Source organism: Pseudomonas sp. NY15374 (genome assembly GCF_048068255.1).
Lineage (GTDB): Bacteria > Pseudomonadota > Gammaproteobacteria > Pseudomonadales > Pseudomonadaceae > Aquipseudomonas > Aquipseudomonas machongensis.
The window spans coordinates 211744-231881 of sequence record NZ_JBLUPZ010000009.1 but is presented as its reverse complement, the minus strand read 5'-3'; the positions used below and the strand labels follow the sequence as shown (position 1 = coordinate 231881).

Annotated in this window: 23 protein-coding genes; 16 read left to right on the top strand and 7 right to left on the bottom strand. The window is 61.7% G+C overall.

Going from position 1 to position 20138, the window contains the following annotated elements; genetic code table 11:
- The first annotated feature begins 84 nt into the window (after positions 1-84).
- The 7 genes from ACNFHO_RS19645 (at position 85) to ACNFHO_RS19615 (ending at position 4383) form a co-directional block, all read left to right on the top strand.
- Entirely contained in the window at positions 85-618 is a 534-nt protein-coding gene (locus ACNFHO_RS19645) for an Rnf-Nqr domain containing protein (RefSeq protein ID WP_416767115.1), read from the top strand.
- The gene (locus ACNFHO_RS19640) at positions 615-1394 is read left to right on the top strand and encodes an RnfABCDGE type electron transport complex subunit B (protein ID WP_416767114.1); all 780 of its coding nucleotides are present in this window, start codon (positions 615-617) and stop codon (positions 1392-1394) included. The genes ACNFHO_RS19645 and ACNFHO_RS19640 overlap by 4 nt, the downstream gene beginning before the upstream one ends.
- The gene (locus ACNFHO_RS19635; RefSeq protein ID WP_416767140.1) at positions 1381-2352 is read left to right on the top strand and encodes an RnfABCDGE type electron transport complex subunit D; all 972 of its coding nucleotides are present in this window, start codon (positions 1381-1383) and stop codon (positions 2350-2352) included. The genes ACNFHO_RS19640 and ACNFHO_RS19635 overlap by 14 nt, the downstream gene beginning before the upstream one ends.
- Positions 2349-2951, top strand: coding sequence for an RnfABCDGE type electron transport complex subunit G (locus ACNFHO_RS19630; protein ID WP_414154914.1), 603 nt, complete (start codon positions 2349-2351; stop codon positions 2949-2951). Before ACNFHO_RS19635 ends, ACNFHO_RS19630 begins: the two co-directional genes overlap by 4 nt.
- Positions 2944-3465 (top strand): Rnf-Nqr domain containing protein, encoded by a 522-nt coding sequence (locus ACNFHO_RS19625; RefSeq protein ID WP_416767113.1) that lies wholly within the window; start codon positions 2944-2946, stop codon positions 3463-3465. Before ACNFHO_RS19630 ends, ACNFHO_RS19625 begins: the two co-directional genes overlap by 8 nt.
- A 4-nt stretch (positions 3466-3469) precedes the next feature.
- Entirely contained in the window at positions 3470-4108 is a 639-nt protein-coding gene (nth, locus tag ACNFHO_RS19620; RefSeq protein ID WP_054891785.1) for an endonuclease III, read from the top strand.
- Between the two features lie 104 nt (positions 4109-4212).
- A complete protein-coding gene (locus tag ACNFHO_RS19615) occupies positions 4213-4383 on the top strand; it encodes a PA3496 family putative envelope integrity protein (protein ID WP_204360753.1) in 171 nt (56 codons plus the stop codon).
- 39 nt (positions 4384-4422) lie between these two features.
- On the opposite strand, the gene ACNFHO_RS19610 is transcribed toward ACNFHO_RS19615, so the two are convergent.
- Positions 4423-5049: a response regulator transcription factor gene (locus ACNFHO_RS19610; RefSeq protein ID WP_054925636.1), complete on the bottom strand. Its 627-nt coding sequence runs from the start codon at positions 5047-5049 to the stop codon at positions 4423-4425.
- A 375-nt stretch (positions 5050-5424) separates the two neighbouring features.
- On the opposite strand from ACNFHO_RS19610, the gene ACNFHO_RS19605 reads away from it, so the two are divergent.
- The gene (locus ACNFHO_RS19605) at positions 5425-5856 is read left to right on the top strand and encodes a hypothetical protein (RefSeq protein WP_416767112.1); all 432 of its coding nucleotides are present in this window, start codon (positions 5425-5427) and stop codon (positions 5854-5856) included.
- Positions 5857-5918: 62 nt separating this feature from the next.
- On the opposite strand, the gene ACNFHO_RS19600 is transcribed toward ACNFHO_RS19605, so the two are convergent.
- Both ACNFHO_RS19600 and ACNFHO_RS19595 read right to left on the bottom strand, forming a co-directional pair.
- Positions 5919-7136 (bottom strand): argininosuccinate synthase, encoded by a 1218-nt coding sequence (locus tag ACNFHO_RS19600; RefSeq protein ID WP_054891789.1) that lies wholly within the window; start codon positions 7134-7136, stop codon positions 5919-5921.
- 128 nt (positions 7137-7264) lie between these two features.
- Positions 7265-8236, bottom strand: a complete 972-nt coding sequence (locus ACNFHO_RS19595) for a flagellar protein MotY (protein WP_153774006.1) — start codon at positions 8234-8236, stop codon at positions 7265-7267.
- Between the two features lie 130 nt (positions 8237-8366).
- On the opposite strand from ACNFHO_RS19595, the gene pyrC reads away from it, so the two are divergent.
- A complete protein-coding gene (gene pyrC, locus ACNFHO_RS19590; protein ID WP_323454636.1) occupies positions 8367-9413 on the top strand; it encodes a dihydroorotase in 1047 nt (348 codons plus the stop codon).
- Positions 9410-10084 (top strand): ribonuclease T, encoded by a 675-nt coding sequence (gene rnt, locus ACNFHO_RS19585; RefSeq protein ID WP_054891792.1) that lies wholly within the window; start codon positions 9410-9412, stop codon positions 10082-10084. The genes pyrC and rnt overlap by 4 nt, the downstream gene beginning before the upstream one ends.
- A gap of 87 nt (positions 10085-10171) precedes the next feature.
- Here the strand turns inward: rnt and ACNFHO_RS19580 are convergent, their stop codons facing one another.
- Positions 10172-10774, bottom strand: coding sequence for a peroxiredoxin (locus ACNFHO_RS19580; protein ID WP_054891793.1), 603 nt, complete (start codon positions 10772-10774; stop codon positions 10172-10174).
- Positions 10775-10988: 214 nt separating this feature from the next.
- Here ACNFHO_RS19580 and ACNFHO_RS19575 point away from each other — a divergent pair, with 214 nt between their 5' ends.
- Complete coding sequence (locus ACNFHO_RS19575; RefSeq protein WP_063543432.1) at positions 10989-11210, top strand: bacterioferritin-associated ferredoxin; 222 nt, start codon at positions 10989-10991, stop codon at positions 11208-11210.
- A 201-nt stretch (positions 11211-11411) separates the two neighbouring features.
- Positions 11412-11885 (top strand): bacterioferritin, encoded by a 474-nt coding sequence (bfr, locus tag ACNFHO_RS19570; protein WP_054891795.1) that lies wholly within the window; start codon positions 11412-11414, stop codon positions 11883-11885.
- A 71-nt stretch (positions 11886-11956) separates the two neighbouring features.
- On the opposite strand, the gene grxD is transcribed toward bfr, so the two are convergent.
- Both grxD and ACNFHO_RS19560 read right to left on the bottom strand, forming a co-directional pair.
- On the bottom strand, positions 11957-12292 hold the full coding sequence (gene grxD / locus ACNFHO_RS19565) for a Grx4 family monothiol glutaredoxin (protein ID WP_039575941.1): 336 nt from the start codon (positions 12290-12292) through the stop codon (positions 11957-11959).
- Between the two features lie 116 nt (positions 12293-12408).
- Positions 12409-14517, bottom strand: a complete 2109-nt coding sequence (locus ACNFHO_RS19560; RefSeq protein ID WP_414154912.1) for a molybdopterin oxidoreductase family protein — start codon at positions 14515-14517, stop codon at positions 12409-12411.
- A gap of 366 nt (positions 14518-14883) precedes the next feature.
- Between ACNFHO_RS19560 and argF the strand changes: the two genes are divergently transcribed.
- Together argF and ACNFHO_RS19550 are read left to right on the top strand one after the other, a co-directional pair.
- The gene (gene argF, locus ACNFHO_RS19555; protein WP_054891797.1) at positions 14884-15804 is read left to right on the top strand and encodes an ornithine carbamoyltransferase; all 921 of its coding nucleotides are present in this window, start codon (positions 14884-14886) and stop codon (positions 15802-15804) included.
- Complete coding sequence (locus ACNFHO_RS19550) at positions 15801-16910, top strand: ABC transporter ATP-binding protein (protein ID WP_414154911.1); 1110 nt, start codon at positions 15801-15803, stop codon at positions 16908-16910. The genes argF and ACNFHO_RS19550 overlap by 4 nt, the downstream gene beginning before the upstream one ends.
- 20 nt (positions 16911-16930) lie before the next feature.
- On the opposite strand, the gene ybaK is transcribed toward ACNFHO_RS19550, so the two are convergent.
- Positions 16931-17401, bottom strand: a complete 471-nt coding sequence (ybaK, locus tag ACNFHO_RS19545) for a Cys-tRNA(Pro) deacylase (RefSeq protein WP_063543428.1) — start codon at positions 17399-17401, stop codon at positions 16931-16933.
- Between the two features lie 304 nt (positions 17402-17705).
- Between ybaK and ACNFHO_RS19540 the strand changes: the two genes are divergently transcribed.
- Entirely contained in the window at positions 17706-18557 is an 852-nt protein-coding gene (locus tag ACNFHO_RS19540; protein ID WP_054891800.1) for an MIP/aquaporin family protein, read from the top strand.
- Between the two features lie 63 nt (positions 18558-18620).
- Positions 18621-20120: a glycerol kinase GlpK gene (glpK, locus tag ACNFHO_RS19535; RefSeq protein ID WP_063543426.1), complete on the top strand. Its 1500-nt coding sequence runs from the start codon at positions 18621-18623 to the stop codon at positions 20118-20120.
- Positions 20121-20138 lie beyond the last annotated feature (18 nt).

The window sequence follows — 20138 nt, the reverse complement described above, 5'->3', positions numbered from 1 at the left end:
TCCCCTGGCTTGCCTCCTCTTTGGGCATTTCCAATGCCTGCTCCCTGCCGGATAATCGTTCCATCCCCGGCCCTCGGCACCTCCATGAGCGATTTCGTCCTGGTTCTGGTCAGCGCCGCGCTGGTCAATCACCTGATCCTGCACAGCGGCACGCCCGACCGTGCACGCCTGCACCTGCTCGGCCTGTGCAGCGCACTGTCGATGCTGTTGATGGTGCCCGTGGCCCTGTTGCTGCGCCAGCCGCAGCTGGCAGGGCTGCAACTGTTGCTGGCGTTGCCATTGCTGGCGCTGCTGGCGTGGGGCATCCCAACGGCACTGGCGCGCCTGCGCCCTCATTGGCCGTTACAGAACCTGGCGCCGCTGCTGCTGGGTAATGTCGCGGTGCTAGGCTTGCTGTTGCACTTGGCCACATCGCAATCCAGCTCAGCCGCTACTGGCGCCTGGGCGCTAGGCCTGGGAATGGGGTTCTGGCTGGCACTGGCATTGTTCGACGACCTGCGCCAGCGTCTCGATCATCCTGATGTTCCCCGCGCTTTTCGCGGCCTGCCGATCGAGCTGATCAGTGCCGGAGTCATGGCCATGGCCTTTTCTGGCCTCAATGGACTGTTCACACAATGAACCTGATTCACCACATCGACGCCCTGCTACCGCAGACCCAGTGTGGCAAATGCGATCACGCAGGCTGTCGACCTTACGCAGAAGGCCTGGCGGCGGGCGAAGCGATCAACAAATGCCCGCCTGGCGGCAGCGAAACCATCGCCGCCCTGGCCCAACTGCTGCAGGTGCCAGTGATCGCCCCGGCCCCCGAGCGCCGCGCGGCGCCAGCGCAGGTCGCCTTCATCCGCGAAGCCGAGTGCATCGGCTGCACCAAGTGCATCCAGGCCTGCCCGGTAGATGCCATCGTTGGTGCCAGCAAGCTGATGCATACCGTGATCGCCAGCGAATGCACCGGCTGCGACCTGTGCCTGGCGCCCTGCCCGGTCGACTGCATCGAGCTGCTGCCACTGCCGGACAACCTGGTGCCGATCGTCGGTGGACTGGCGCAGACCGCCGAGCATTTGGTCGCTCGCAGCCATCGTCGCAATCAGGCACGGCTGCGCCACGAACAACGAACCCTGCGTCTGCAGCGCGAAGAAACGCGCCGCCAGGCCGAGCGCCAAGCCCGAGTTCAGCGCATCACCGGCACGCAAGGGGCTGATCAGGAGAGCGCGCTGAAACGGGCCAAGATCGCTGCGGCCATGAGCCGTGCTCAGTTGAACGCCGCGCGTGGCGCCCTGGGCGCGACAGCGGACCAGGCACAGCATGCGCAGGTCCAGCGACTGGAGGCGGCAGCGCAGAAGGCGCAGCAACAGCTCGATGCGCTACTGGTCGGACCGGGCCATGCAGGCGCCTGACAGCCGCCAGCGCAATGCCATGGGCCAGGTGCTGCTGGCCTGTGTCCCTGGCCTGCTATGCCTGCTCTGGTTGCAGGGCTGGGGCGTGCTGCTCAACCTGCTGTTGTGCAGCGCAACGGCACTGACCTGCGAGGCGGTATCGCTGTATCTGCGTGGCCAGCCAATACGCCCTTTCCTCAGCGACGGCAGCGCGCTGGTCAGCGCCGTGCTGCTGGCGATCGCCCTGCCCACCCTGGCTCCCTGGTGGCTGCCGATGACCGCGGTGCTGGTGGCGATCCCCCTGGGCAAGCACGCATTCGGCGGCGTCGGCCGCAATCCGTTCAACCCGGCCATGCTGGGATACGCCTTCGTGCTGCTGAGCTTCCCGCTGCAAATGACCCACTGGCCGACGGGCAACCTCCAACTGGCAGACAGCCTGGGCCTGGTATTAGGCGACGGCTCGCAGATCGATGCCTGGGCCGGCCCCACGGTACTCGACGTGCTGCGCCACAACCGCAGCCTGACTGTCGACGAGCTGTTCGCCAGCAACCCCGGCTTCGGTAACCTCGGTGGGCGCATCAGCGAATGGCTGAACCTGGCATTCCTGCTGGGCGGCATCTTTCTCCTGCAGCGCCGCGTGTTCACCTGGCATGCCCCAGCGGGGCTACTGGGTGCGCTACTCGTCGTCAGCCTGCTGTTCTGGAACGGCTCGGGGTCGGACTCTCACGGCTCACCGTTGCTGCACCTGTTCAGCGGATCGACCATGCTGGCGGCCTTCTTCATCGCCACCGAACCAGTGTCCGGCCCTCGCCTGCCGCTAGCCCGCCTGTTGTTCGGCATCGGCTGCGGGCTGCTGATCTACTTGATACGCACCTGGGGCAGCTACCCCGACGGCACGGCTTTCGCCGTACTGCTGATGAACCTGGGAGCACCGGCGCTCGATCGCCTTGCAGCCCGGCGCCAGGCCCTCACACCATGAACGCGAGGCTGCGCGACCTGCTCTACCTTGCCTTGGCCGCCGTTTTGGCCGTCGCCGCCACCCTGGTCTGGCGGCAGTGGACATCTGCGCCCATTGCCGATGCCGCACGAGAGCTGCAAGAACAACAATGGCTGGCGGTGCTGCCCCCACAGCGGTACGACAACGATCCACTGCAAGCGCCTCTACCTATTACCAACACCGAACTGCAGCACAGTCGGCTACTGGGCGGCTACCGCGCAACCCTGGTCGGCACTACCAGTGCCATCGTGCTACGCAGCCAGACCCAGGGATATGCTGGCCCCATCATGCTGTCGATCGCCATCGATCCCCATGGCCGCCTGATCGCGACACGGGTGCTGGCACAGGAAGAAAGCCCGGGGCTCGGCGGGCAACTAGGCGACCGTGCGAGCCACTGGATTGAGCAATTCGACCGGCAAGGCGCAGAGGCCAACTGGGCGGTGAAACGCGATCAAGGCGACTTCGACCAGTTGGCCGGCGCCACCGTCACCTCACGCGCAGTGATGGCGGCCTTGCAGGATGCCCTGCGCTACTTCGATGCACACCGCAGCAGTCTGTTGGAGCACACCACCGATGAATAGGTTCTGGCTGCTGGGCAGTGCCCTGGCCCCTTTGCTCGGCGCCACCCAGACCCTGGCGAACGCGCTGGCAATCGGATTGTCGACCCTGTTGCTGGTACTCGGCCACCAAGCGCTGATGCGACCTCTGCGCCGCATGATCGGTGCCCCGCGGATCATCGCCAGCCTGATACTCGCCGCCGCCCTGGCGAGCTGCCTGCAATTGGGCCTGAACGCCTGGGCGCTCCCGCTGGCGCTGAGCCTGGGCCATTATCCTGCCCTGCTGAGCCTGCACTGCGTCGCTGTGGATGCCCTGGCACCGCACACTGGGCGCTGGCCGGCACTCATCCGATATCTGCTGGGCCTGATGGGCCTGTACCTGATATTGGGTGCCTGCCGACAATGGCTGGGACAGAGTGCCGGCATCCACCTGGCGGTCCTGACACCCGGCGCATTGATACTGCTCGGCCTGCTCCTGGCCTTGTACAATCGCCTGCGTCCGGCCCCTGCCACCTCAAGCCGTCAAGGAACGCTTTGACCTCATGAATGCCGCCAAACGCCTGGAGATCTTCCGCAGGCTGCACGAAGACAATCCTGAACCAAAAACCGAATTGGCCTATACCACGCCCTTCGAACTGCTGATTGCCGTCATCCTTTCCGCGCAGGCGACGGATGTCGGCGTCAACAAGGCGACCGCGCGGCTCTACCCTATCGCCAATACGCCCGAGGCGATTTATGCCCTGGGGGTCGAGGGTTTGAGCGAATACATCAAGACCATCGGCCTTTACAACAGCAAGGCGAAGAACGTCATCGAGACCTGCCGCTTGCTGATAGAGCAACACGGCAGCGAAGTCCCGCAAACGCGCGAAGCACTAGAGGCATTGCCCGGCGTCGGTCGCAAGACTGCGAACGTGGTGCTCAATACCGCCTTTGGCCAACTGGCCATGGCGGTCGATACGCACATCTTCCGCGTCAGCAATCGCACCGGCATCGCGCCGGGCAAGACGGTACTGGACGTCGAGAAGAAGCTGATGAAATTCGTACCAAGGGATTACCTGCTCGACGCCCACCACTGGCTCATTCTCCACGGGCGCTACGTCTGCCAGGCACGCAAGCCACGCTGCGGCAGCTGCAGGATCGAAGACTTGTGCGAGTACAGGGACAAGACCTCTGACGATTGAGGCAATAGCGAAAAACCAACCAATTCGATTGAAAAAATCTTTTTTACCGACTCCGTGATTCTCGCTATAAGGACGGCCAATGGCCCTTTGGCTTGGAGTGACACATGAGCACCGATAAAGACGAGCTGATCGAAGATGATTTCGCTGCGCAGGACGAAGACGAACCCCAGGTAGAAACCGCGAAGACCAACCTCAGCAAACGCCGCACCATCGACAATCTGTTGGAAGAACGGCGCCTGCAAAGGCAGCTGGCTGATTTCGATTACGATCTGTAGCGCTGCGAAAAAGCCTCCCGCAAAGGAGGCTTTTCTGTTTCAGGCCAAGCCATGACGCTGGGCCAGCTCGATCAGATCGACCAATGACCGGGCATTGAGCTTGAGTAGCAGTCGGGTCTTGTAGGTGCTGACAGTTTTGTTGCTGAGAAACATGCTGTCAGCGATTTCCTTGTTCGTGCGCCCCCTTGCCAACTGTTGCAATACCATCATTTCACGCCCTGAGAGGCGTTCGACCATCTCCGTCTCACTGCCGCCAGTGACACCGCTGCGGGTCTTGTGCAAAGCCTGGTTGGGAAAGTAGCTGTAACCCGACAGCACGGCCTTGATTGCACTGAGCAGCTCGGTCAATTCCTGCTGTTTGCACACATAACCTGCTGCCCCGGCCTGCATGCAACGCATGGAGAAATGCCCCGGTGCCTGCGATGTCAGTACCAATACCTTGCTGCCCGGACTTGCAGCGGTCATCCGTGCGATCACTTCCAGACCGTCGAGTTTGGGTATACCGATATCGAGCACGACGATATCCGGCAGACACTCTCGGGTCAGTTGCAGCGCATCCACCCCATTGTCCGTTTCCGCCACCACTTCATATCCATGCCGCTCCATCAACATACGTACGGCCAAGCGAATGACCGGATGATCATCCACGATAAGTACTTTATTCATGGGATATCCATTGATCCATTATTCTAGTTTTGACACGCCAAGATAACCGAGCCAATAGCGTAATGGCGCAGCCATTCCCTGATAGAGAGCACTCAAAGATGAAACTTACATCTTTAATAGAAACTTCCTACACCCATTGCGCCGCACTAATCGATGTCTATCCATTCGGCAACATGCTCGTGAAAACTAGCATGAACAGGAAAAGCGACAGGTGGGGATAACGCCTCAAAGCGGTGGGACATTTCGATCTTCTGATAAAGAAAGATTTATTGCCCTGCCAGCAAAGCGGTGTTCTTTCCTGATGAGGAAAGAGCAAACGTTTTCACAGGGAGCCAGAAGCGATACAGATGCGCTGACACCAGGAGATCGAATGCCATGAATAATCCCGCAAAGATCACCCCCTTGGGAATTATCGCCATCTTCGCCAGCGTCATCGAAGCATCGGCGATCGCCTCGCTACCGTTTCTGAACCCAGAGAGCCAGGTGATGTACACCTGGTTTCTAATAGGGTTTCCGTTCTTTCTGACAGTATTGTTCTTCCTGACCCTCAACTTCAACTACGAATCGCTCTACACGCCGGAACACAGAGCCGTACATCGGTCAGCCGACGATTATGGCGAGGGTGAAGCAGCCTCGGCCACGCTGTTCGGGTCGGATGTGCGCCAGACCATCGAAACCGAGATCCTGCCCGAGCTGATTAAACCCCCACAGCACGAACGGCGCTGGACGCTCTATAACCTGAGCGCCCACTCCTGCATCCAACTGTCGGTGCGTGCCATCAAGAAAGGAGAAAAGGTTGCGCTGTAGGTACAGAAGGGCAAAAAAAAACCCGGCCAACAAGGGCCGGGTTTTTCACAACCTGCCAAAACTCAGAGCAACGAACGGCCCTTGTTGGCGGCAATGCGCATGCGCAGTGCGTTGAGCTTGATGAAGCCGGCGGCATCGGCCTGGTTGTAGGCGCCGCCGTCTTCCTCGAAGGTCGCGATGTTGGCGTCGAACAGCGAGTCATCCGACTTGCGACCCACCACGGTGACATTGCCCTTGTACAGCTTCAGGCGGACGACACCGTTCACATTGGTCTGCGAAGCGTCGATCATCTGCTGCAGCATCAGGCGCTCGGGGCTCCACCAGTAGCCGGTGTAGATCAGGCTGGCGTACTTGGGCATCAGCTCATCTTTGAGGTGAGCGACTTCGCGGTCCAGCGTGATGGACTCGATGGCGCGGTGAGCACGCAGCATGATGGTGCCGCCAGGCGTCTCGTAGCAGCCGCGCGACTTCATGCCGACGTAGCGGTTCTCGACGATGTCCAGGCGACCGATGCCGTTGGCGCCGCCGATGCGGTTGAGGTCTGCGAGCACGGTGGCCGGGGTCTTCTCGACGCCGTCGATGGCGACGATGTCGCCATTGCGGTAGGTCAGCTCGATGTAGGTGGCCTGGTCAGGGGCGTTCTCCGGAGAGACGCTCCAACGCCACATGTCTTCCTCGTGCTCGGTCCAGGTATCTTCCAGGACACCGCCTTCGTAGGAGATGTGCAGCAGGTTGGCGTCCATCGAGTACGGCGACTTCTTCTTGCCGTGACGCTCGATCGGAATGCCGTGCTTCTCGGCATAGTCCATGAGTTTTTCGCGGGACAGCAGGTCCCACTCACGCCATGGTGCGATGACCTTGACACCTGGCTTGAGCGCGTAGGCCCCCAGCTCGAAACGCACTTGGTCGTTACCCTTGCCGGTGGCGCCGTGGGAAATGGCGTCAGCGCCGGTTTCGTTGGCGATTTCGATCAGGCGCTTGGCGATCAGCGGACGGGCGATGGAGGTACCCAGCAGGTACTCGCCTTCATACACGGTGTTGGCGCGGAACATCGGGAAGACGAAATCTCGCACGAACTCTTCGCGCAGGTCGTCGATGTAGATTTCCTTGACGCCCATTGCCTGTGCCTTGGCACGGGCCGGCTCGACCTCTTCACCCTGGCCAAGATCTGCGGTGAAGGTCACCACTTCACAGTTGTAGGTGTCTTGCAGCCACTTGAGAATCACCGAAGTATCAAGGCCGCCGGAATACGCCAGTACGACCTTTTTTACGTCCGCCATGCCATCACTCCACGGGGTTGTACGGAAAGCCGTCGATTCTACCGATCTCGCGGGGGAATTTACAGTGGCGCGACAGCTTGTGATGACAAAGCGACAGGAAATGTCGCGAGCGCGACCCGTGGTCGCAGTCAGACTTTCTTCGCACCCGCCGGCAATGCCGCAGGCACGCTGGCCGGCGTAGCGGCCGCCGGCTGCGCCGGGGCGGCAGGTGTCGCATCGCGAGGCTTTTCTGTAGGTTTCTCGATCGGCGTGACACGGTCGAGCTGGATGTTGACCCGGCGATTGCGGGCGCGGTTGGCGGCTGTATTGTTCTTGGCCAGCGGGTAGCGCTCGCCATGGAAACGTACGGTGATCTGCTCTTCAGGCACACCATGGGCCTTGAGGTATTCAGCCACCGCCAGCGCGCGACGGCGCGAAGCGTCGCGATTGGTCAGGCGGTTACCGCTGTTGTCGGAGTGACCGTCAAGCTCGATGTGGTTGACCGATGGGTCGGCCTTCAGATAATCGAGTATCACGTCCAGGCGCGCGCGCGCCGCACTGTCCAGATCGAAACCGGTGCCGGGGAACGGCACCTGGGTCTGGCGAATCTGGTCATAGTTCATCGGCAGGAGTTTGGCGGCACACAATTGATAGTCGCTGTAGGCCTTGGCGAAACTCACCGGCAGTACATGCACCTCCATCGGCCGCCCGCCCTCGCCGGCGTAGTTGCGCACCACGGTGCTGCGACCGTCCAGCAGACCATTGATCAAGCGGCTGGCCTGGCCCTGCGAAGTGCTGAACAGCACGCCATTGCGGCCCATGCGCACCGCCCCCAAGTTGATGTCGCCACGCCCGGGCTGCCAAGGGGCAGCGGCGGCCAGCAGCGTTGCCGAACCTGCGCCCAGTGCATTGCTGTCCGACCGCAGTTGGAAGACCGGCTGCTCACCTGCACGACGCACGAACTCACCGCTGCCGAAACCGTCGATCGGCTGGATCAGCCGGCACTCGAACTGATCGCCCTCGACCTTCCAGGCAATGTTCTCCATGCGAGTCTGGAAGGTAAGTGCTCCGGCCGGCAGGCTGGCACACAGGCTGAACAGGAGTAGGTAACGCTGGCGCACGGGCGGCTCCACAGATTCTGACGGCTTACCTGCAGGCTATCGGACGCTCGTCGGAAAACTTGATAGCCGTGCTGCCCACTGGGTTTTCCGGTAGCATTGACGCCTGAGTTCGAACCGCCTGGAAACCCCAATGTCCGATCGCCTGACCCTCCTGCGTCCCGACGACTGGCACATCCATCTGCGCGATGGTGCTGTGCTGCAACATACCGTCGGCGACGTGGCGCGCACCTTTGCCCGCGCCATCATCATGCCCAACCTGGTTCCGCCGGTACGCAACGCCACCGAAGCCGACGCCTACCGCCAGCGCATCCTCGCCGCCCGTCCGACGGGCAGCCGCTTCGAGCCGCTGATGGTGCTGTACCTGACCGACCGTACCAGCCCCGAGGACATTCGTGCAGCCAAGGCCAGCGGCATCGTCTACGCCGCCAAGCTCTACCCGGCCGGTGCCACGACCAACTCCGATTCGGGCGTGACCAGCATCGACAATATTTTCCCGGCGATCGAAGCAATGGCCGAGGTCGGCCTGCCGCTGCTGGTCCACGGTGAAGTGACGCGCTCGGAGATCGACGTGTTCGATCGCGAAAAGCGCTTCATCGACGAGCACATGCGTCGCCTGGTCGAACGTTTCCCGACGCTCAAGGTAGTGTTCGAGCACATCACCACCAGCGATGCCGCGCAGTTCGTCGCCGAGGCGCCCGCCAACGTCGGCGCCACCATCACCGCCCAGCATTTGCTGTACAACCGCAACCACATGCTGGTCGGCGGTATCCGCCCACACTTCTATTGCCTGCCGATCCTCAAGCGCAACACCCACCAGGTGGCATTGCTTGACGCGGCCACCAGCGGCAACCCGAAATTCTTCCTCGGCACCGATTCGGCGCCACACGCCAAGCACGCCAAGGAAGCTGCCTGCGGCTGCGCCGGCTGCTACACCGCCTACGCGGCCATCGAGCTGTACGCCGAAGCCTTCGAGCAGCGTAATGCCCTGGACAAACTGGAAGGTTTCGCCAGCCTGCACGGCCCGGCGTTCTATGGCCTGCCGGCAAACACCGACACCATCACCCTGGTACGCGAGGACTGGACCGCCCCGGCGAGCCTGCCGTTCGGCGACACCACCGTGGTTCCGCTGCGCGCTGGCGAAACGCTGCGCTGGCGCCTGCTGGAGGACAACGCGTGAGCGAAGACCTTTACGATGACGACCAGGACGGTCAGGTAAGCAGCAGCTCGCGCCACCCGATGGCCGAGCGTTTCCGCGGCTACCTGCCCGTGGTAGTGGACGTCGAGACCGGCGGTTTCAACAGTGCCACCGACGCGCTGCTGGAAATCGCCGCCGTCACCATCGGTATGGACGAGAAGGGCTTCCTGTTCCCGGAACACACCTACTTCTACCGTGTCGAGCCTTTCGAAGGCGCGAATATCGAAGCGGCGGCGCTGGAGTTCACCGGCATCAAGCTGGACCACCCACTACGCATGGCCGTGAGCGAAGAAAGCGCGCTTACCGACATCTTCCGCGGCGTGCGCAAAGCGTTGAAGGCCAATGGTTGCAAGCGGGCGATCCTGGTTGGCCACAACAGCAGCTTCGACCTGGGTTTCCTCAACGCGGCAGTGGCGCGCAACGATCTCAAGCGCAACCCCTTCCACCCGTTCTCCAGCTTCGACACCGCGACGCTGGCCGGCCTGGCCTATGGCCAGACCGTACTGGCTCGGGCCTGCCAGAGTGCCGACATCGACTTCGATGGGCGCGAGGCGCATTCGGCACGTTACGACACCGAGAAGACCGCCGAGCTGTTCTGCGGGATCGTCAACCGCTGGAAAGAGATGGGCGGCTGGCGCGACTTCAACGACTGAGTCGAAATCCGGGAGCGCTCAGCGCTCCTTGGACACCAGACACAAAAAAACCGGCCACATGGGCCGGTTTTTTTTTACGCGTGGCGATTACAGCTTGCCAGCGTTCTCGCTCAGGTACGCCGCAACACCTTCTGGCGAAGCGTTCATGCCCTTGTCGCCTTTCTTCCAGTTGGCCGGGCAGACTTCGCCGTGCTCTTCGTGGAATTGCAGGGCGTCGACCAGACGCAGCAGTTCATCCATGTTGCGGCCCAGTGGCAGGTCGTTGACGATCTGCGAACGGACAACACCGTTCTTGTCGATCAGGAAGGCGCCACGGAAAGCTACGCCGCCTTCGGACTCGACGTCGTAGGCCTTGCAGATTTCGTGGGTGATGTCGGCAGCCAGGGTGTACTTGACCTGACCGATACCGCCGTTGTTGACCGGGGTGTTACGCCAGGCGTTGTGGGTGAAGTGCGAGTCGATCGAAACGCCGATCACTTCCACGCCACGGGCTTCGAAGTCAGGAATACGGTTGTCCAGGGCGATCAGCTCGGACGGGCAGACGAAGGTGAAGTCCAGCGGGTAGAAGAACACCAGGCCGTACTTGCCCTTGATGGCCGAAGCCAGGTTGAAGCTGTCGACGATCTCGCCGTTGCCCAGCACGGCTGGAACGGTGAAGTCCGGGGCTTGTTTACCAACGAGCACGCTCATTCGTTATCTCCTGATGATGGTGAAAAACCGTTGCCCGGGCGAGGCTGGCACGCCCGGCATCCAACAAAGGCCGACCATCATACACGGCTTATCGTGACAGACCGAATCGAACCATCGGTCGCGGGAAGATGAAGCTTTCTTCAAGTGCTTTGACAAGCATTCTCATTACCATTAAGCTCCACTCCATCGACTCAACCAGCGATGGCCTGACCTTATGTATGTATGTCTCTGCGTCGGCGTGACCGATGGACAGATCCGTGATGCGATCTACGAAGGATGCTGCAGCTACAAGGAAGTCCGTGCCGCCACCAACGTCGCCAGCCAGTGCGGCAAGTGTGCGTGTCTCGCCAAGCAGGTGGTCCGCGAAACATTGACCGATCTCCAGCTCAGCCAACAGGCCGCCCTGCCTTACCCGGTAGAATTTAACGCCGCCTGAAACAACCGATTTCGAAGAACCGGACCTCGCGTCCGGTTTTTTTATGCCTGTAATTCAATAAGTTAGCCTTCGAACGCGGTTCACAAACATTCTTATTCCTATTAATTTTCACTTATTATTCAAGAGCTTAGGTTTGACACGCGAAGTTGTCGGGCTCAAACTTCCTGTATTGGCACACTTCTACAGGGCAGGAACCCGATCATGAAAGGCGACGTAAGCGTCATCCAGCATCTCAACAAGATCCTCGGAAACGAGCTGGTCGCGATCAACCAGTACTTCCTGCACGCACGCATGTACGAAGATTGGGGCCTGAACAAGCTCGGCAAGCACGAGTACAAGGAATCCATCGACGAGATGAAGCACGCTGACAAGCTGATCAAGCGTATTCTCTTCCTCGAAGGCATCCCCAACGTCCAGGACCTGGGCAAGCTGCTGATCGGCGAGCACACCAAGGAAATGCTCGAGTGCGACCTGAAGATCGAGCAGAAAGGCCTGGTTGACCTGAAAGCCGCCATCGCGCACTGCGAAACGGTCGGCGACTTCGGCTCGCGCGAGTTGCTCGAAGACATCCTGGAGTCCGAGGAAGAGCACATCGACTGGCTGGAAACCCAGTTGGGCCTGATCGACAAGATCGGCATCGAGAACTACCTGCAGTCGCAGATGGGCGAAGAATAAGCCTCCCTGGATAGCACCCATGAAAAAGCCCCGCCTAGGCGGGGCTTTTTCATGCCGGCGAAAAACCTGGATCAGGCCTCGGAAGCCTTGGCCTTGGCGGCTGCGTCCTTGATCAGGGTCTGCAGCTCACCCTTCTCGAACATCTCCAGCACGATGTCGCTGCCACCCACCAGCTCACCACCCACCCACAGCTGAGGGAAGGTTGGCCAGTTGGCATACTTGGGCAGGTTGGCGCGAATTTCCGGGTTCTGCAGGATGTCGACGTAGGCGAATTTCTCGCCACAACCCATCACAGCCTGCGAAGCACGGGCCGAGAAGCCGCACTGCGGGGCATTCGGCGAGCCTTTCATGTAAAGCAGAATGGTGTTGTTGGCAATCTGCTCTTTGATTGTTTCGATGATATCCATGGAGCACCTCGGCTGAACTTTCCGACACGGTCGTCGGCACGGTGAGGCATTGTATCGGAAAGCCGAGTGTCGTGCTTGGTAATGGACCTGGGGCGTTGAGCAGGTCCATTTCGCAATCAAGCCGCCTCCACCTGCACCGGCACGCCATTGAGCGCGGCATTGCCCGACAACGCATCGCGCAGCAATTCATCGGTCAGGTCATTGGCGCTCACTCCCGGTTGGGCGTGGGCGATCTGCAAACGTACCCCCTGGCGACCGTGCCCGTAGCCATGTGGAAGGCTGACCACTCCCGGCATTACCTCCTCACTGGCAAGCACCTGCACCTCCAGACTACCGGTACGCGAGCGAACCCTCACCCACTGCCCGTCCTCCAGCTGGCGCTGCTGCAAGTCCTGCGGATGCATCAGCAACTGGTGGCGGGGCTTGCCTTTGACCAGGCGATGGTAGTTGTGCATCCAGGAATTGTTGCTGCGCACATGCCGGCGCCCGATCAGCAGCAACTGGTCGGACTCCATCGGCACCTGCCGGGCCAGGCGCTGCAGATCGTCGAGCAGCACCTGCGGTGCGGCCTCCACCGCCTGGGCCGGAGTGCGCAAGCGGGTTGCGAGGTTTGGCTGCAACGGCCCCAGGTCAAGACCATGGGGATGCTGGTCCAACACCTGCAGTGACAGCCCCCAGGACGACGCCTCACCACGTGGCCCCTTGCGCAGCGCCAGATCGATCATCTGCGCTGGAGGCAGGGTCGGCTTGAGCTCGAGCGCCGCACGCTCGGCGAACGCCCGGGCCAGCCCGACAAAGATCTCCCAATCATGCAGCGCCCCCTCAGGCTTGGCCAGGATAGCCCGATTGAAGCGGGTGACGTTACGCACTGCCAGCAGGTTGAAGGTGCTGTCGTAGTGATCGTTTTCCAGTGCCGACGTGGAGGGCAGGATCAGGTCGGCGTGGCGAGTGGTTTCATTGATGTACAGGTCGATGCTGAGCATGAACTCAAGACCCGCAAGAGCCCCATCGAGCTGGCGACCATTGGGAGTGGACAGCACCGGGTTGCCGGCGACGGTCACCAGCGCCCTCACCTGCCCTTCGCCGGGTGTCAGCACTTCCTCGGCCAACGCTGCAACCGGCAGCTCCCCGCCGTACTCCGGGAGGCCCGAAACCCGACTCTGCCACTGGTTGAAATGACCGCCCGAGGTGCTGGCGACCAGGTCAACCGCAGGCTCGGTGCACAGTGCACCACCTTGGCGGTCGAGGTTGCCGGTAACCAGGTTGACCAGTTGCACCAACCAATGGCAAAGCGTGCCAAAGGTCTGGGTGGAGACGCCCATGCGCCCGTAGCACACGGCACTGCCGGCCGCGGCGAAATCTCGCGCCAACTGGCGAATCTGCCCAGCTTCGATGCCGCAAAGCGGACTCATGGCCTGCGCCGTGAAGGGCGCGATCGCCTCGCGCACCTGCTCAAGCCCATTGACCGGCAGGTGCGAGCCACGCGCCAGGTTTTCGCTGAACAAGGTATTGAGCAGACCACACAGCAGCGCGGCATCACCGCCAGGACGGATGAACAGGTGCTGGTCGGCCATCGCCGCCGTTTCACTGCGTCGGGGGTCGATCACCACGAGTCGCCCGCCGCGCGCGCGCAGCGCCTTCAAGCGCTTTTCCACGTCCGGCACGGTCATGATGCTGCCGTTGGACGCCAATGGATTGCCGCCAAGGATGAGCATGAAATCGGTGTGGTCGATATCCGGGATCGGCAGCAGCAGGCCATGACCATACATCAGGTGGCTGGTCAGGTGCTGGGGCAACTGGTCGACGGAGGTGGCGGAAAACCGGTTGCGCGTCTTGAGCAGCCCCAAAAAGTAGTTGCTGTGAGTCATCAGGCCGTAATTGTGCACGCTGGGATTGCCCTGGTAGACCGCCACGGCATTGCGCCCGTGCGCCTGCTGGATGCTCCACAAGCGTTCCGCAGCCAGCGCGAAGGCCTCTTCCCAGGTGATCGGCTCCCAGCGCTCCCCCACGCGCCGATGAGGCTGGCGCAAGCGGTCAGGGTCTTCCTGGATGTCCTGCAGCGCCACCGCCTTCGGACAGATGTGCCCACGGCTGAACGGGTCCTGCGGATCGCCCTTGATCGCGCTGATCGACGCCCGCCCGTCGGGCGCATGGCTGACTTCGATGCTGAGGCCGCAGATTGCCTCGCACAGGTGACAAGCACGGTGATGCAGGGTCTTGGTCATGGCCGCCTCTGCCTTGTTGTTCTGGAAGCGCTGACTATGCCCCCGGCCGCCCACCGATGCCACGCCGCTTAGTCACGTGAATCGGGCGTCATCAGGCACACGATTCGCGACACGGCGTTTGCCAAAGCCCCGTCAAGCCGTGTACAAACCCCTGTAGAAAATAAAAAACAGACCTTCCACAAGGGTTTACGACACCCTTTGAAACAGCCCCGCTGTTTCCCCTCTTGGTTTCAGGCGACATTTAATTATAGTATTGCGCCTTTCCCTATTCCGTCCGCCCCGTGCGGCTTACGCCGCAGGTCACTCCCGTTGTCAAAAAAAACCATACGGTCGACCTGCAAACCGTTGCAGATAAGGTAGTCAATCATGAGCACCAGGCACTTTCTCTCCCTGCTGGATTTCACCGCTGACGAATTGCTCGGCGTGATCCGTCGAGGCATCGAGCTGAAGGACCTGCGCAAGCGAGGCGTGCTCTTCGAACCCCTGAAGAACCGCGTGCTGGGGATGATCTTCGAGAAGTCCTCGACCCGCACCCGCGTATCGTTCGAAGCGGGCATGATCCAGCTCGGCGGCCAGGCGATCTTCCTGTCCCCGCGCGACACCCAGCTGGGTCGCGGCGAGCCGATCAGCGACAGCGCCATCGTGCTCTCGAGCATGGTCGACGCGGTAATGATCCGCACCCATGCCCACAGCACGCTGACCGAATTCGCTGCGCACTCGAAGGTGCCGTTGATCAACGGTCTGTCCGACGAATCGCACCCCTGCCAACTGCTGGCGGACATGCAGACCTTCGTCGAACACCGCGGCTCGATCCAGGGTAAGACCGTGGCCTGGATCGGTGATGGCTTCAATATGTGCAACTCCTACATCGAGGCTGCCCGCCAGTTCGATTTCCAGCTGCACATCGCTTGCCCGGAGGGCTACGAGCCCGATCCACGCTTCCTCGAACTCGGTGGCGAGCACGTACGGATCATCCGTGATCCGAAGGAAGCGGTACGCGGCGCGCACCTGGTGACCACGGATGTCTGGACTTCCATGGGCCAGGAAGAGGAAACTGCACGGCGCCTGGCGCATTTCGCGCCTTACCAGGTCACCCGCGAGCTGCTCGACCTGGCGGCACCCGACGCCCTGTTCATGCACTGCCTGCCCGCTCACCGCGGTGAGGAGATCAGCCAGGACCTGCTAGACGACCCACGTTCGGTCGCCTGGGACCAGGCCGAGAACCGCCTGCATGCACAGAAGGCTCTTCTTGAATTCCTTGTAGAACCGGCTTACCACCACGCATGAGTCAACCCCTGCTGCTCAATCTGCGCAACCTCGCCTGCGGCTATGGCGAGCAGCGCATCGTCCAGAACCTCAATCTGCACCTGAACGCAGGCGACATCGGTTGCCTGCTGGGTTCATCGGGTTGCGGCAAAACCACCACCCTGCGCGCCATCGCCGGCTTCGAGCCGGTGCATGACGGCGAGATCCAGCTGGCCGGAGACGTCATCTCCCGTGCAGGCTTCACCCTCGCCCCGGAAAAACGCCGGATCGGCATGGTATTCCAGGACTACGCGCTGTTCCCGCACCTGACCGTGGCACAGAACATCGCTTTCGGCATCGGCAAACATCCACGCCAAGGCGAAGTGGTCAATGAAATGCTCGAGCTGGTCAAGCTCGGCGGGCTGGGCGCACGCTATCCTCACGAACTTTCCGGCGGCCAGCAGCAGCGTGTCGCCCTGGCCCGCGCGCTGGCGCCAGAGCCGCAGTTGCTGCTGCTCGACGAGCCGTTCTCCAACCTCGACGTGGAGCTGCGCCGACGCCTGAGCCACGAGGTCCGCGACATTCTCAAGAGCCGTGGCACCAGCGCAATCCTGGTCACCCACGACCAGGAAGAAGCCTTCGCCGTCAGCGATCATGTCGGCGTATTCAAGGAAGGTCGCCTGGAACAATGGGATACGCCCTACAACCTCTATCACGAGCCCCAGACGCCGTTCGTGGCCAGTTTCATCGGCCAGGGCTACTTCATCCGCGGCCAGATGAGCAGCCCGGAAGCAGTGAACACCGAGCTCGGGGAACTGCGCGGCAATCGCGCCTACTTGATGCCAGTAGGCAGTTCAGTGGACGTCCTCCTGCGCCCGGACGACATCGTGCACGCACCGGACAGCACGCTGCGCGCGCGTATCAATGGCAAGAGTTTCCTGGGCGCCTCGACGCTCTATCGTCTGGAACTGCCCACCGGTAGCCAACTGGAGGCGATTTTCCCCAGTCATGTCGATCACCAGGTCGGCCAGGACGTAGGCATCGCCGTCGCGGCTGACCATCTGGTGCTGTTCGCCGTACCGGGCAGTGTCGCGGCGCAATTGCAGGCCCAGGAGAACGGCGTACGCCGCTACAGTTCGGCGACCTGAAGGCGCTCTGCTGCGCGCCCTCAGCCTCTGCCGATCCCGGCAAACCTGCCCTGGGTATGCTCGGCCAGCACTGCTGCTGCCAGCTCCACTTCCAGCCCGCGCCGTCCGGCGCTGACATGAATGCTGTCGAACTGCTGCGCCGACTCATCGATGAAGGTGCGCAGGCGTTTCTTTTGCCCCAGAGGGCTGATACCACCGACCAGATATCCCGTGGCCCGCTGGGCTGCGGCAGGGTCGGCCATCTCGCACTTCTTGACCCCGGCAGCCTGGGCGAGCGCCTTGAGGTCCAGCGTGCCGATCACCGGCACCACCGCCACCAGCAACTCACCTTTTTCGCTGCTGGCCAGCAGTGTCTTGAATACCCGCTGCGGATCGAGCCCGAGCTTCTCGGCGGCTTCCAGGCCATAGGAGGCGGATTTGGGATCGTGTTCGTAGCTGAGCACGCGATGTTCGGCGCGCGCCTTCTTCAGCAGGTCGAGTGCGGGGGTCATGTACAGCTCCAGTCGATGACGGCGTGCCGGCTACTTTAGGGTAAATCCCGGAGGCCAGCCAGCGCACGTCGGGGCGTGCACCGGACCTGTGCAGGCAGGATCCTGTTCGCGGGTCAGAATGTGGCCGATGGTTCACTTTCGACCTTTGACATCAGCGTTTCTTGTCTATATTTTTTCGTTTCTGAAGAAACACGCACATAAACAGTGCACATTCGTACACTCGCCGGTCGTTCATGGGGATGGACAACCGGCGTCGACAGCCGGGCGTCCTGCGCCTCAGAACAACAAGAACCGAAGGTCCTACATGACGACAGCTCTACGACAACCAACACTTTCCGGCCAGTGCATGGCCGAGTTCCTGGGTACTGCGTTGCTCATCTTCTTCGGTACCGGTTGCGTGGCCGCGCTCAAGGTCGCGGGTGCCAGCTTCGGACTCTGGGAAATCAGCATCATCTGGGGCGTCGGCGTCAGCATGGCGATCTACCTCAGCGCCGGCGTTTCCGGTGCGCACCTGAACCCGGCAGTCAGCATCGCACTCACCCTGTTCGCCGGTTTCGACAGGCGCAAACTGCCTTTCTATATGCTCGCCCAGATCTGTGGCGCCTTCTGCGGTGCGGCACTGGTCTACACCCTGTACAGCACGCTTTTCTTCGATTTCGAACAGGCGCACGGCATGGTCAGGGGCAGCCAGGCCAGCCTCGAGCTGGCGTCGGTGTTCTCCACCTATGCGCATCCATCGCTATCCATCGGCCAGGCATTTCTGGTCGAAGTGGTGATCACAGCAATCCTCATGGCCGTGATCATGGCCCTCACCGATGACAATAACGGCCTGCCGCGTGGCGCCACCGCACCGCTGCTGATCGGCCTGCTGATTGCGGTGATCGGTAGCGCCATGGGGCCGCTCACCGGCTTTGCGATGAACCCGGCCCGGGATTTCGGGCCCAAACTCATGACATTCCTGGCGGGTTGGGGCGAAATTGCCTTCACTGGTGGACGGGACATTCCCTACTTCCTGGTTCCGGTGTTCGCACCGATCCTTGGCGCGTGCCTGGGGGCCGCGGGCTATCGCGTCCTGATCGCCCGCAACCTGCCGACGGCCGACGCCGCAAACCCAAAGACAGATGCTGCTACCCAGGGCGATACTCAAACTTCCTGAGGCTGGCGCTGCGGGATCTCGCCCGCGCGCTGACTCACTCCCTTTTCGTGCAAGGCAACGACCATGACAGACACCCAGGATAAGAACTACATCATCGCCCTGGACCAGGGCACCACCAGTTCGCGGGCGATCATCTTCGACCGCGACGCCAATGTGGTCGGCACCTCCCAGCGCGAGTTCGCCCAACACTATCCGCAGGCCGGCTGGGTCGAACACGATCCGATGGAGATCTTCGCCACGCAGAGCGCGACCATGGTCGAGGCCCTGGCGCAGGCAGGTCTGAGCCACGCCCAGGTGGCGGCGATCGGTATCACCAACCAGCGTGAAACCACTGTGGTGTGGGACAAGGAAACCGGTCGCCCGGTATACAACGCCATCGTCTGGCAGTGCCGTCGCAGCACCGAGATCTGCGCCCAGCTCAAGCGTGACGGCCACGAACAGTACATCCGCGAAACCACCGGCCTGGTCACCGACCCGTACTTCTCCGGCACCAAGCTCAAGTGGATCCTCGACAACGTCGAAGGTGCCCGCGAGCGTGCCGAACGTGGCGAACTGTTGTTCGGCACCGTCGACAGCTGGCTGATCTGGAAATTCTCTGGCGGCAAGGTGCACGTCACCGACTACACCAACGCCTCACGCACGCTGATGTTCAACATTCACACCCTGCAATGGGATGACAAGCTGCTGGACATTCTCGGCATCCCGCGGCAGATGCTGCCCCAGGTGCGCCCGTCGTCGGAGGTCTACGGCCACACCAAGAGCGGTATCGCCATCGCCGGTATCGCCGGCGACCAGCAGTCGGCGCTGTTCGGCCAGATGTGCGTGGAGCCGGGCCAGGCCAAGAATACCTATGGCACCGGCTGCTTCCTGCTGATGAACACCGGCGACAAGGCCGTCACCTCGTCTCACGGCCTGCTCACCACCATCGCCTGCGGCCCTCGCGGCGAAGTGGCCTACGCCCTCGAAGGCGCAGTGTTCAACGGTGGTTCCACGGTCCAGTGGCTGCGCGACGAGCTGAAGATCGTCAACGACGCGCTCGACACCGAGTACTTCGCCAGCAAGGTGAAGGACAGCAATGGCGTCTACCTGGTACCGGCCTTCACCGGCCTCGGCGCACCCTACTGGGACCCGTACGCCCGCGGCGCCCTGTTCGGCCTCACCCGAGGCGTCAAGGTCGACCACATCATCCGTGCCGCCCTGGAATCGATCGCCTACCAGACCCGCGATGTGCTCGACGCCATGCAGCACGACTGCGGCCAGCGACTCTCGGAGCTGCGGGTTGATGGCGGTGCAGTGGCCAACAACTTCCTCATGCAGTTCCAGGCCGACATTCTCGGCACCTGCGTGGAGCGTCCGAAAATGCGCGAAACCACCGCCCTCGGCGCCGCCTACCTGGCAGGCCTGGCCTGTGGCTTCTGGAGCAGCCTCGACGAGTTGCGTGACAAGGCGATCATCGAACGCGAATTCAGCCCGCAACTGGATGATACGCAGAAAGAAAAGCTGTACGCGGGCTGGAAGAAAGCCATCGAGCGCACCCGCGATTGGGAAGATCACGAAGGCTGACTTCATCAGCCCAACCCA

Coding starts and splice junctions, on each gene's coding strand:
- ACNFHO_RS19645 (WP_416767115.1), top strand. CDS start 85: ATGAGCGATTTCGTCCTGGTTCTGGTCAGCGCCGCGCTGGTCAATCAC.
- ACNFHO_RS19640 (WP_416767114.1), top strand. CDS start 615: ATGAACCTGATTCACCACATCGACGCCCTGCTACCGCAGACCCAGTGT.
- ACNFHO_RS19635 (WP_416767140.1), top strand. CDS start 1,381: ATGCAGGCGCCTGACAGCCGCCAGCGCAATGCCATGGGCCAGGTGCTG.
- ACNFHO_RS19630 (WP_414154914.1), top strand. CDS start 2,349: ATGAACGCGAGGCTGCGCGACCTGCTCTACCTTGCCTTGGCCGCCGTT.
- ACNFHO_RS19625 (WP_416767113.1), top strand. CDS start 2,944: ATGAATAGGTTCTGGCTGCTGGGCAGTGCCCTGGCCCCTTTGCTCGGC.
- nth (WP_054891785.1), top strand. CDS start 3,470: ATGAATGCCGCCAAACGCCTGGAGATCTTCCGCAGGCTGCACGAAGAC.
- ACNFHO_RS19615 (WP_204360753.1), top strand. CDS start 4,213: ATGAGCACCGATAAAGACGAGCTGATCGAAGATGATTTCGCTGCGCAG.
- ACNFHO_RS19610 (WP_054925636.1), bottom strand. CDS start 5,049: ATGAATAAAGTACTTATCGTGGATGATCATCCGGTCATTCGCTTGGCC.
- ACNFHO_RS19605 (WP_416767112.1), top strand. CDS start 5,425: ATGAATAATCCCGCAAAGATCACCCCCTTGGGAATTATCGCCATCTTC.
- ACNFHO_RS19600 (WP_054891789.1), bottom strand. CDS start 7,136: ATGGCGGACGTAAAAAAGGTCGTACTGGCGTATTCCGGCGGCCTTGAT.
- pyrC (WP_323454636.1), top strand. CDS start 8,367: ATGTCCGATCGCCTGACCCTCCTGCGTCCCGACGACTGGCACATCCAT.
- ACNFHO_RS19580 (WP_054891793.1), bottom strand. CDS start 10,774: ATGAGCGTGCTCGTTGGTAAACAAGCCCCGGACTTCACCGTTCCAGCC.
- ACNFHO_RS19575 (WP_063543432.1), top strand. CDS start 10,989: ATGTATGTATGTCTCTGCGTCGGCGTGACCGATGGACAGATCCGTGAT.
- bfr (WP_054891795.1), top strand. CDS start 11,412: ATGAAAGGCGACGTAAGCGTCATCCAGCATCTCAACAAGATCCTCGGA.
- grxD (WP_039575941.1), bottom strand. CDS start 12,292: ATGGATATCATCGAAACAATCAAAGAGCAGATTGCCAACAACACCATT.
- ACNFHO_RS19560 (WP_414154912.1), bottom strand. CDS start 14,517: ATGACCAAGACCCTGCATCACCGTGCTTGTCACCTGTGCGAGGCAATC.
- argF (WP_054891797.1), top strand. CDS start 14,884: ATGAGCACCAGGCACTTTCTCTCCCTGCTGGATTTCACCGCTGACGAA.
- ACNFHO_RS19550 (WP_414154911.1), top strand. CDS start 15,801: ATGAGTCAACCCCTGCTGCTCAATCTGCGCAACCTCGCCTGCGGCTAT.
- ybaK (WP_063543428.1), bottom strand. CDS start 17,401: ATGACCCCCGCACTCGACCTGCTGAAGAAGGCGCGCGCCGAACATCGC.
- ACNFHO_RS19540 (WP_054891800.1), top strand. CDS start 17,706: ATGACGACAGCTCTACGACAACCAACACTTTCCGGCCAGTGCATGGCC.
- glpK (WP_063543426.1), top strand. CDS start 18,621: ATGACAGACACCCAGGATAAGAACTACATCATCGCCCTGGACCAGGGC.